This window comes from Microcoleus sp. Aus8_D2, from assembly GCF_036702665.1.
GTDB lineage: Bacteria > Cyanobacteriota > Cyanobacteriia > Cyanobacteriales > Microcoleaceae > Microcoleus.
The window spans coordinates 1-11,199 of sequence record NZ_JAUBUN010000011.1 but is presented as its reverse complement, the minus strand read 5'-3'; the positions used below and the strand labels follow the sequence as shown (position 1 = coordinate 11,199).

Here is an 11,199-nt window from a genome sequence, read left to right as displayed (position 1 = left end):
TATCGCCATCACCGCCTTGAATTTTGTTTTTGCCGTTACCTCCTTTAATTTTGTTTTTGCCTTTACCACCGATGATATCGTCATCGTCATCGCCACCTTCGATATCATTATCGCCATCACCGCCTTGAATTTTGTTTTTGCCGTTACCTCCTTTAATTTTGTTTTTGCCTTTACCACCGATGATAGTGTCATCGCCATCGCCGCCGTCGATATCGTTATCGCCGCCATCGCCACCTTTAATTTTGTCGTTGCCTTTGCCTGCTTTAATTTTGTTTTTGCCCTTACCGCCTGTAATCTCATCGCCGCCGTCGCCGCCTTGGATGTCGTTATCTAGCGTGAGCGAACCGACAATCATTTGAGGAGCTGTATTGCCAACAAAATTAAAGACATTTTGCTGGACGTTGAAGCTAAAACGCTGGCTGGTGACATTGTTTTTGCCGTCGCCAACTTCAAAACTAAAACTAGCCGCACCGACAAAACCTATTGCCGCTTGGAAAGTTAACAATCCGAGGCTAATGTCTGCTTGAGTGAAGGTCAAACCAACTGCTGTTACCGCTGCTCCTTTAAACAAGAGTTTCCCGGTTTTAGCATCAGGCAGCTCCGTTAACTTAAAGACTATCTCGCTAGCACCTTGCTCGCTATCGACAAACTTCAACAAGTCAGCAGTAATAGTTTGCGAGCTGCCGTCGGAACCGACAGTCAGGCTATTATTAGCTTGCGATCGCGGAGGGCTATTAACCGTTCGAGTTGGAGTTGGAGTTGGACTTGGAGTTGGACTTGGAGTTGGACTTGGAGCGCTACCATTAACTCCCAAAAAGTCGCCAGCATTGAGAATCGTGGCGCTGACATTCAACAATAGCGCCAGCACCAACTGATTGCTGCTGAGCCGAATTTCGGTATTGAGGCCGACTTGTACAAACAACAAGCTGCTAAAGTTCAAGTCGCCAGACAGCAGAAACTTGTCACTACCAGGTGTGTAGTCAGTGATGACGGAACTTCCGGGAGTGGTATTGTTACCCATACCCATGACAAAAACGTCATTTCCAGCACCGCCGCTACAGGTATTGTTGCCAGTACCGCCAACGATCGTATCGTTGCCGCTATTGCCCATCAGGGTATCGTTGCCAGATCCGCCGCCGACAACGCTGTCGTCGCCGTCGCCGCCGTCTGCCATGTCATTGCCGTCGCCAGTAACGAGGGTATCGTTGCCAGATCCGCCCATCGTGGTGTCGTCGCCGCTGCCACCGACAACGCTGTCGTCGCCTTCGTCGCCGCTGCAAGCGTCGTTGCCTTCGCCACCGATCAAGGTATCTTTGCCGTCGCCGCCGACAACGCTGTCGTCGCCCTCGTCGCCGCTAACGTTGTCGTTGCCGCCACCGCCTGTTGTGGTGTCGTCGCCGCTGCCACCCATTACGGTGTCGTCGCCATCGTCGCCGCTGCAACCGTCATTGCCAGCACCGCCGGTGACGGTATCGTTATCTTTGCCACCGATGACGGTGTCGTTGCCTTCGCCGCCGTTAACGTTGTCGTTACCCCGATCGCCCCTGACGGTATCGTTGCCTTCGCCGCCATTGCAGGTGTCGTCGCCTTTGCCGCCGTAGACGGTATCACTGCCACTGCCGCCGTCAACGTCATCCTTGCCGTCGTTGCCGTGCACCCAGTCATCGCCGTCATCGCCTTTGCAGGTATCGTTGCCGGTGCCACCAGAAAGAGTGTCCTTGTCTTTGCCACCGTAGAGGGTATCGTTGCCTTCGCCGCCGTCGCACTTGTCGTCGCCGCGATCGCCTCTTACTTCGTCATCGTCATCGCCGCCCTGGCAATCGTCGTTGCCTTTACCTCCATAGAGTTTATTCTTGCCATTCTTGGCTTTGATTTTGTCATCGCCTTTTTTGCCGTAGAGCGACTGATTAGCGCCTGTGGCGACAATTATGTCATCGTCATCCGTGCCTTCGATCGTCTTGCCATCGGTGTCGCTGTCATCTTTTTTGTCTTTTTTGTCGCCCGCACCTTCTTCGGGTACGCCGTTAAATTCACGAATGTTGCTGCTATCCTCAGCACCTGTTGCGGATGCGTCGTTAGACGGATTCGGAACTTTGCCCCCATCGCTGCTGCCGCCGTTTTCTGCGATCGTGTCGTCAACTAACTTGACTAACCCGTCGTCGGAATTTATAGCGCTGGCTTTGCGTAAACCCGCGATTCGAGCGAGCTCGCTGTCGGAAAGCCGGAGTTTTGGTTCCTCATCATCATCCAGGGCGATCGATGTAAACAAACTGGTTTTTGTCAGGTCAGAAATTTCCATTTCATCTCGATCTGGAAAAAGTGTTCCCGATACATTTTCTAACAATATTTCTTCTGCCATCTTTGATATTTCCCAAAAAGGACTGAGCTTCTTAGAATCAGTTTATCAGCAAGGAGGAGGCAGCACTAGCAGAAAATTATAACTTTATACTTTCACCTGCTATAGCGGCTGGTGTCCCCACCTTTTTGTTATAGATGCTATTTAAACTGCCAGGGATTATTTCGATCGGTTGCGAGTTTGAGATTCTGCCATTACGCACCAAAAATAATTGAGCCGCCACCTACACTGTAAGTGCTGCGCCGAAGCGCGGCTCGCTTTTGATGTTCTCCGTAATTTCTACAGTAAGCTGCGCCTAAGTGCGCCGAATTGTAGATTTTCTACGTAATTTATACAGTGGATTAGCAGAATTTAAACTCGCAACTCACAACTCCCACATAACTACCCAAAACCTTTATCCCCAAATTTTACCCTTGCTTTTCCTGCGATCGAGCCTGGTGCATTAAATTTTTTTAACACTCCCAGCTCTGACAAATCCTTCCCTGACTTAGGATTTGCATCTCTTTTGCAAGTGACTGCACGCTCCTAATTTTAGTTCCCGATGATTAATAAAAAAATTAGATGGTTCGCCCCGGCAAATATTTGTTTTAATTTTCGATCGCACAAGTTTATCTCAATTCGAGGGAGCCTATCGAACCGATCAAAATATTATTGTTTATATAAATACTAGCAGTTATCCAAAAAAATATCTATCTCAAGACAGATTGTAAACTTCATAAACAACAGGAATAAACGCAGGAGTTATACCAGTTGAGATTTTCCATTTTTCGATTTGAGATTTGAGATTAGGAATGACCTATTTTGTATGGCTGTGAAGCTTGCCGGCAGTTGCATTATTTTTGGGAAACGGGCATTATTTTAGGTGAAAGTTGCAAGCTCGCTCGGCATTTTGAGCGGGAATGACGCAGCGCGGGCCCGCTCATCCCGGTTTATATGTAGGTTGATAGTTGCCTTTTCCCAATATTTATCCGAAAAAGAGGCTGGATGAGGCTTAGTCCTCTAGATGATAAAAATGCTGGTTGCTTGAGAGGGCGGGAATATTTGATAGCAGTTGTATTGTTGAAAATTATTGGATACTTAACTGGATTTTTCCGGCTTAACTTTAACTAGATTAAGACAGTTAAATTTTACAAAAATTTCAATAACATGGCAGCGGTAAATTAGCAATTATCGATGGTCGCTCTATCGATTACCGATCGCCGCTGAGGGCTGACGGATGAGGGGGGATGGCTTACGGATGAGGATTCCGGGCTGACCAATTAATTAATCGACACAAAGTCAAGATTTTAGATGGGGGGTTGGTGGTACAGGATAAGCGCTGAGGACAGAGCGACGGATCGCCGACCCAAAAAAATTACTCAACTTTGCCTCCGATATTGCCCTGAAACGGGTTGGCGAGAGCCGAAGTAATTTTAATAAGAACTAGAGATCCGCCTGGTAAAGTGCCTCCAATTTAACTTTACTCAGCAATGACAAACTCAAGTTCCCGACGAATGTTAAAGGGTCTGCGGTAGAGGTGCAAAATGTTGAAGAGAGCAAGATTGGAGAAAATTAGGCTTTCACCGAGCCATAGGGCAATCAAAAATAATAAACTGTTATTAAAGTACAACTTTTTTTATAGCCTCAAAGTGTTTGAACAAATATATTTGAGTCCAGCGATCGCCCGCTCGGGGGAAGCGCATTCAGAAACTTTGATTGAAAGAGTAAAAAGCAGTTTGCAGGTCGGTATTGCTAGCGGCAAAAACGCAGGCAAATTCAGAATTGAGGCGGGAGGGCGCTAAATCGGTGAGCCAAGAATTTAAACTCTCAGTCACCCCAGTTGGGGACGACGAATATCTAGTGCGGACAGAAAAGGTTGCACCCGGTGTACCCTTAGCAGAACAACAAGTCCGCTGGCCGATCGACCAATGGCTTGCACTGTCTGCTCAACTGATGAACGACCCCTTGGTGGGCGTGTTCCAGGGAACTGGTGCTGGCGGTCGCGGACTCTCGCGATCGGCAAAAAACTCAGCGCCGAATTTAGTAGCCCTAGGGCAACAATTATACAGCGGGCTGTTTCAAGGAAACTTGCGCGATAGCTGGACTTGCGCTCAAGGCATCGCCCAGCACCGCCGAGAAGTGCTGCAACTGCGGCTCGGACTCAAAGGCCGGCTCTTGCCGCGGCTGCCGTGGGAAGTTCTGCACGCGGACGATCGCCCTTTGGCAACCGGCACTGATGTCGTGTTTTCCCGCTACCAACCAGGTACAAGTTTGTTCAAACAAACCCGGATACTGCCCAGCGGCGGCCCACTAAAAATTTTAGTGGCGATCGCCTCTCCGAGCGATCGAGACAGCTTGCAGCTTTCGCGAGAAGTGCTCCACCTGCAACAAGAACTGCAAAACCGCAGCGCTAACCCCCTCAAAAACAGCCCCCACTCGGAAATTCAACTGACTATTCTCGAACAGCCCGATCGAGAACAGCTTACCCAAGCCCTAGAACAAGGACACTACCAAGTCTTGCACTACGCAGGCCACAGCAACTTAGGTTCTAGAGGCGGCGAACTCTACCTAGTCAGCAGCCGCACCGGTTTAACCGAAACCTTGAGCGGCGACGACTTAGCCGGATTGCTCGTCAACAACGGCATTCAGATGGCCGTGTTCAACTCTTGCCGCGGCGCCTACGGCGACCCCTCAAACATCGCCGAGGACAGCCCGGAACGCAATTTAACCGAAGCTCTAGTCAAGCGGGGTATTCCGGCAGTGCTAGCAATGGCAGAAAGCATTCCCGATGATGTAGCCCTAACTCTGACGCGGCTGTTTTACCGCAACCTCAATCAAGGCTATCCAGTCGATCTCAGCCTGAGTCGGGCGAGGGCGGGACTAATTTCTGCCTACGGTTCTCACCAGTTATACTGGGCTTTGCCGATTCTCTACCAGCACCCGGACTTTGACGGCTATCTGACTGGCGCCCCAGCTCAAAGCGGGCCATCGGGCTCTGTGGTGCAAAATTTAATCGCGCCGGGAACGCCGCCGGCCCGATTGGGTACAGAATGGAAGGCGCCGTCTTCGGTCTCGACGATCGCCCAATACCCGCCAATCCCAGCCAATCTACCGGATGAGTCAGACAGTGATGACGGCGAAGTCTGGGAATATTTTCCCGACCCATTAAAAGATCGCAGGGATTGGGTTCACCAGAACGATCGGCCTTCTGCTGCTAATTCAGCATCCTCTATTCCTCATCCTGAGTCTTCGGCGATCCAAGCAACCCGCGCCGCTGCACCGACTCAGAAACCGTTAACACAATCGGGATTGAAAAAATGTCTTGCCCTGACGCTTTGCTTGTTGCCTATTGCTTTGAGTGCGGGCTTTTTTGGGTGGCGGCACTGGCACCAGCGAGGCACGAAACCGGAAGAGTTACTGCCGGCGGTACGCACTCCTCTGTCGCAAAATTACTTGCAACAACGCCACTAAAAACGATCGCCAACTATCTGTTGAGTTTGGGCCCGGTTGCCCAGACTCAAAATAGGCTGCGGTTGTCCCGGGCAATTCGCGATCGGCTGTCGCTGGAAATGCGATCGAAATTCTGCTGCTCGATCGCCGGAGAGGATATAAACTCATCAACCCGGTTTCTACCCAAAATCAGCAGCTTGGCCACCTGCGCATCTAGGAAGCAACCGGGTTTCGCGTCGAGAGAGTACGTGCGAAACTGCTCGATCGAGCATTCATGATTCGGCACTAGACAATAAAAGCCAGAGTTGCAACAATTAATAACGTCTTAACCGTCAGGGGGGTTGCTATATTTCACAATTCCTGATGGTGCAAGCGGCTGTGAGTTTGACCTGTCCCTACAGCTTGCGCATAAATTTTCCGAGTCTGGCAGCTTCTGGGCAACGAGTTAAATCCAGTACATTTCCACCAAAACTCTATGCCGGGAACGGGTGCTAATTTGTGTTGCATCAAACATTTAAGCTGTACTGGATTTAACTCGGTCTTTTTCAATTCCCCTGTGGAAAGAACGTCAAATTCTCTGGCTTTGGGCCGTCCGAGGCAGATTTTCCCGATCGCCCCATCGCATCTCTACTCAGAAAGGGGCGAAGCGTCAAGAGTGGCACAGCAAGGGAGCGCGATCGAAACAAATCGCTGTACTGCATTTAAATTGTATATTTCAATGAACTATTCCCCACTCGAATCCCCCTCTCCTCGAATCCCCCAATCCCCATCTGACCCTAGAACATAACAGACAATCTTTTTGGTGCTGCTGCTGATTCCTCTGGTGGTGGCTGCGTCATATTTCTGCCGCCGCGCCCATTGACTCGGGTTTAAGCTAAAAACCGTTCAACGAACAGGTGAAATTTCCTTGATTTTTAACCGGATTGCCGAACCCGGACTGCTTTCTGTGCAAGTTATAGCAGGTATTGAAGGAAGAAGGAATTCGAGAAATGGAAGTCCGAAGAAGCAAGAAGCAATCGACTGCATGGGGAAAGGGCCATTAAGAACCTCCTAACCGTCAGGGTGGATGCGCTATATATGCCGAGTACCTTAATAGAAGATTGCTCTTCGGTATTTGGCGTTTTGAGGGGATTGGCCGCCCGAAAAACAGGGTTTACAAGTAGCTGCCAGTGGCATCGAGAACAAGTGCTGCCTCGCCTTGTTGAGGTAAAAGTTAACCCCGCGTCGGTAATTGCTGGCGGCAGATTTGCCTGTGCCGCGCTCTAGGTATTTCCATTCATGGCTGTCTTGCTTTTTACCTTGACCGCAGACTGGATCGGGAATTGGTGAATGCTGGGAACAGACTTTACTGTAAAAAAGTAAAGCATTTAATTTGCGACAATAATTCCCCGCGCGATCGCGCAGTGAGGCTTACGCAAGCATCACCAGCGAGCAGCAAATAGATCGCCCTTCGAGCATCCTTACTTGCACCCCCGGTTTTGAGGCCGCAGAAATTTATCCAGAATCTTATATTCCGAATTCTTAGTATTGACAGTGAAACAAAGTTAATCTAATGTGTTGTAATTGATATAAGTAAAGTCCAATAAGCGAGGTACGGTCAATGGCAGAAACAGCTACAGCACCCTTAACAGGAAAAGGTCTGCTTCAAAAAATCAAAGGCAGCGATTTGCCGCGCAGAGAACTTGCAAAGCTTTGCGGCTACTTCACCGTCAGCAAAAGTGGAGAAACCCGGATTAACTTGGCTGAGTTTTACGATGCAGTGTTAGCTGCTAAGGGCATTGAGCTAGAGAAGTCGAAAGCAGACGGACGCGGACGAGAAGCGAGTTATCGCGCTAGCGTTCACAAGAATGGCTCGATCGTGATCGGGGCAAATTATACCCAAGAAATGGGATTAAAACCGGGTGACGAGTTTGAAATTAAACTCGGATACAAGCACATTCGCTTGATTCAGATCGATGTGGACAGACCGGATGTGGAAGTGGAAGAAGAGGAGGATACAGAAGAATAGAGGCATCGCGATGCAGTCGGCCGATAGCAAGGCGACTGGATTTGGCATTCGCTACACGAGTATTTGCGCGCCACCCTTCAATTTAACTGATGAGCTGTCTTGACTATTTCTATTTTCTCTTGTCCCGCAAAGACTACAGTGCCTCTGAACTTCGCAAAAAGGGGCAAGAGAAAGGTTTTGGCAATGAGGAAATATTGGAGGCGCTCGCGCAAATTCAAGACCGGGGCTATCAGTCTGACACTCGCTTGGTGGCAAACTCGATCGCCTCTGCTGCGGGCAAATACGGGAAATCCGCCGTCAAGCGCAAGTGCCTGCAAAAAGGAATTACTAGCGATTTGTTCGAGCAAGTCTGGGAAGAAGAATTTGCCGAAAATCAGGACTCGGAAGCCGAAAAACTGGCAGAATTAAAAGCCAAAGTCATGCGGAAATACAAGATCGATGCGATCGGTAAAGTAGATCCTAAAACTAAGGGCAAAGTCTTGAATTACCTGCAATACAGGGGCTTTAATGGCTTTGAAATGTGGCGTCAGTGGCAAACAGAAGAAGATGACGAGTAAATTGTAGGGCCGCACTTGCTCGGTGTGCCCCCGAGATAGGCAAGCACAACTGCACTGCTGCTCAGGGGGCTAATACCATTTGAAATTTTCCATTTTTCGATTGGAGATTGGGAATGATTGACCCCGCACAAAAACGGATAGTTGCGAAGGACACTCCTGAGGGTAGAGCCGAAAATTTTAGACTCCTGTTTAAGCTCCCAGATTAATCTGTGGAGTAAATCTAAAATCGTTCGACACTTCGACAAGCGAGCGGAAAACGCGCTCGCCCTCGCCGAACGTCTCAGATCGTGTCCGATCGATTACCATAACAAAAACGGAACGCACGTGCCCCACGAAAGTCCGCTTTCCGGCTGCGGACTTTCGTGGGGCACGCGCGATCGAATCTCAAATCTAAAATCGATTGACTGGATATGGGTTTAGACCTTCCCTACAGTTGCATGATTTTGGAAAAATGGTATAAATTGTGAGTTCCGAGTTTTTGTATCTGTATCTCACCCCTCAGACTTGTCTCCAGAAGATTCGTACATCTGCCGGTGTCTGGCTAAAAGCTGGAGATATTTCTCGTTGATTTTGGCCAGCATCCATTTCTCTTGAAAAATGGTGGCGGATTCTGCTTTCACCGGATCTGCTTCTAGCGGTAAAATATTTTTTCGAGCTGCGGCTTGCTCTGCAACAGACTCCAGCTTCTGAGGGTTCTGCTGGTATTTGCGGCCGCTTTTATGATTGGCGTAGCGGCGCGATCGAGTATACCCCATCTGCAAGAACTTGCGCGCCATGTCCGCTCCCACAAAATCATCGGCATCGAGATACTCTAAAAACAACGAGTAAATTTTGCTGCTAGACTCCCTGGCAATTTCAGGAGTCTTAAATCTCCAGAAAGGCAGAATTTCTGATTTGTAGGGTTCCACCAACAGCACTCCCTGTTCTCCTTTCCCCACCCGATAAAGTTCCGGGTGCTGTCGAAAGTCGAGGTGCTTAAAATCCAAAGAGTAGTCGAACTGCTTCATTGAGCGTTTTCTGTTCTATCTGGAACGATAGAAGCCCGCGGTTTACCTTCGTCTGGTTGGGTATAAACCCAGGCCCAAGCAATCAGGACAGCTTGAAAAGGCAACCTGAACCAATAGAGTAATTGGTTGTGTGGAATACCTTCTATCGGAATGTTGTTGACGGCTTGATTGATATTAGCTGGAAAGACGGCAATAAACAAGGCAATTAATCCCCACGCCGCCGCCCTACTGACGCCGGGAACTAATAGCCCAATTCCGCCCAAAATCTCGAAAAAACCGCTGATATAAACCAATGCTTCCGGGTAAGGAAGCTGGGGCGGCACGATTCTGATAAAGGGTGCGGGTACTGCAAAGTGCAGCACGCCTACAATACTGATAGCTACTGCGAGGATAACGCGCCAAATTTCTTTTTGAGCTTTCATGGGCAATCGGTAATTAATAATTGTTAAGTTGCTGCGAAAACGCTTGCAAAAATTCGCTATCTGCGATAGAGATGACAAGAGGATAGACCCAAAAATTCAAGAGTTCTGGGTTTTTCTAGTCTGGCGGGTGGCTGTAACGATACTTTTTTTCTTCAACAACCTGGTTTCGGGGTAATACCAGTTCCCAAAAAGCATCCCACTGCTGGCCCGCGTTCGAAACTCTGGTAGTCATCAGTCATTCGCAATTCTTCAATGCTCCAATGCGAAAATCTTCAATGCTCCAATGCGAAAATCGTCTAAGTCCCAGCCAAGTTTTCGCAGCCCCAAACTTGAGGAAGCGGGGACTCGCATGAGATGCCTCCGGGTGATTGCCGAAAACAGATAGCGCGCGTTTTGATAGGAAGATTTTAAGGTCTATTTCCCTGCGGCTGCCTCTGTCTTCGGGTAGTAAAACAGGCGTTGGTTCGGGTTCGGGCGCACTGAGTGCGCCAAACCAGCCGGGTATTTTCTCGATCGACAAATGCGTCTGGGCTTAACATGACATAAATGATTAGTTCGCGATCGCACGAAGTGCCAAGAAACCGGGTTTTTAACCCAAATATTTGGTTCAAATCCTGAATATTGCGAAAAAACCCGGTTTCTTTAGTCCCCTGGCGTCAGTCATGTCCTTGAGGGAATTGATGAGTGCGATTGCTCCTAAATTTGACACCAGTTTCAACACTGAATGCAATTGTAGGCCCCTGTTCAAAACCCTTATTTGATAAGTCATTCCCAATTCCCCAATCTCAAATCGAAAAATGGAAAATCTAAAATTGTATGACTTACAGGCGATCGCACCTTAATTTGAGTGATTAATGCGATGATTTTGTCAAGGACTTTTATAATTATTTAATATTTCCGCTGTGAGAATTATTTGGTAGAGGCAATTGGGGAACGCTCTGTAATGAATCCCCAGTGTTATATTTGTGTTGTGGCGAATCGGGGCAGTACCGGCGCTGGGGCTACAGCCTTTGTAAAAGTTTGTGTAAGAACTAGCCACTGTTGGTGTTATCTGGTGATGGAACAGCTTAAGCGCTGCCAACAGAGAGTTGTGAAAAATCGACTCGACGGATATAGGATCGATGGATCTCCTAGCTGCAAGTTCGATTCTTGCAAACACCTTTTATTGAATCCCCATTGGCAAAATTGACAGGAATCGGAGTACCGGTGTACTCACCAGGGGCGATTGCAGTACCGTTGGTCAAGTTCACGTTGGCTGAGACTGCACCAGCGCTGCTGCTAGTGCGAATGACTGTGACTGTTGCAGCGGGCGTTCCATTTTTGTTGACGTTAAAGGTAGGGGAATTAAATTGCAGGCTGCTGTTATTGTCTATGATGGCTAGATAATTGCTTGCAGTGCTGCCAATCCTGCGATGTGTAT

11 protein-coding genes are annotated in these 11,199 nt (G+C 48.7%); 5 read left to right on the top strand and 6 right to left on the bottom strand.

Annotated elements, in window-relative coordinates; all coding sequences use genetic code 11:
- On the bottom strand, positions 1-2,359 hold a 2,359-nt coding region (locus tag QUB64_RS11185), incomplete at its 3' end, for a cadherin-like domain-containing protein (RefSeq protein WP_333273221.1).
- A 1,520-nt stretch (positions 2,360-3,879) separates the two neighbouring features.
- Between QUB64_RS11185 and QUB64_RS11180 the strand changes: the two genes are divergently transcribed.
- Together QUB64_RS11180 and QUB64_RS11175 are read left to right on the top strand one after the other, a co-directional pair.
- On the top strand, positions 3,880-4,137 hold the full coding sequence (locus tag QUB64_RS11180; RefSeq protein WP_333273223.1) for a hypothetical protein: 258 nt from the start codon (positions 3,880-3,882) through the stop codon (positions 4,135-4,137).
- Positions 4,138-4,141: 4 nt separating this feature from the next.
- Positions 4,142-5,806, top strand: coding sequence for a CHAT domain-containing protein (locus tag QUB64_RS11175; RefSeq protein WP_333273226.1), 1,665 nt, complete (start codon positions 4,142-4,144; stop codon positions 5,804-5,806).
- Positions 5,807-5,852: 46 nt separating this feature from the next.
- On the opposite strand, the gene QUB64_RS11170 is transcribed toward QUB64_RS11175, so the two are convergent.
- Both QUB64_RS11170 and QUB64_RS11165 read right to left on the bottom strand, forming a co-directional pair.
- Positions 5,853-6,071: a hypothetical protein gene (locus QUB64_RS11170; protein WP_333273228.1), complete on the bottom strand. Its 219-nt coding sequence runs from the start codon at positions 6,069-6,071 to the stop codon at positions 5,853-5,855.
- A 259-nt stretch (positions 6,072-6,330) separates the two neighbouring features.
- The gene (locus QUB64_RS11165) at positions 6,331-6,486 is read right to left on the bottom strand and encodes a hypothetical protein (RefSeq protein WP_333273231.1); all 156 of its coding nucleotides are present in this window, start codon (positions 6,484-6,486) and stop codon (positions 6,331-6,333) included.
- A 376-nt stretch (positions 6,487-6,862) separates the two neighbouring features.
- Here QUB64_RS11165 and QUB64_RS11160 point away from each other — a divergent pair, with 376 nt between their 5' ends.
- The 3 genes from QUB64_RS11160 (at position 6,863) to QUB64_RS11150 (ending at position 8,350) form a co-directional block, all read left to right on the top strand.
- Entirely contained in the window at positions 6,863-7,051 is a 189-nt protein-coding gene (locus QUB64_RS11160; protein WP_333273233.1) for a hypothetical protein, read from the top strand.
- A gap of 334 nt (positions 7,052-7,385) precedes the next feature.
- Positions 7,386-7,793, top strand: a complete 408-nt coding sequence (locus tag QUB64_RS11155; RefSeq protein ID WP_333273114.1) for an AbrB family transcriptional regulator — start codon at positions 7,386-7,388, stop codon at positions 7,791-7,793.
- Between the two features lie 89 nt (positions 7,794-7,882).
- Positions 7,883-8,350 (top strand): regulatory protein RecX, encoded by a 468-nt coding sequence (locus QUB64_RS11150; RefSeq protein ID WP_333273236.1) that lies wholly within the window; start codon positions 7,883-7,885, stop codon positions 8,348-8,350.
- 491 nt (positions 8,351-8,841) lie between these two features.
- On the opposite strand, the gene QUB64_RS11145 is transcribed toward QUB64_RS11150, so the two are convergent.
- The 3 genes from QUB64_RS11145 to QUB64_RS11135 form a co-directional block, all read right to left on the bottom strand.
- Positions 8,842-9,357 (bottom strand): DUF4385 domain-containing protein, encoded by a 516-nt coding sequence (locus QUB64_RS11145; protein WP_333273239.1) that lies wholly within the window; start codon positions 9,355-9,357, stop codon positions 8,842-8,844.
- On the bottom strand, positions 9,354-9,779 hold the full coding sequence (locus QUB64_RS11140; protein WP_333273241.1) for a DoxX family protein: 426 nt from the start codon (positions 9,777-9,779) through the stop codon (positions 9,354-9,356). The genes QUB64_RS11145 and QUB64_RS11140 overlap by 4 nt, the downstream gene beginning before the upstream one ends.
- Positions 9,780-10,909: 1,130 nt before the next feature.
- A partial coding sequence (locus QUB64_RS11135; protein WP_333273244.1) for a Calx-beta domain-containing protein occupies positions 10,910-11,199 on the bottom strand: 290 nt, incomplete at its 5' end.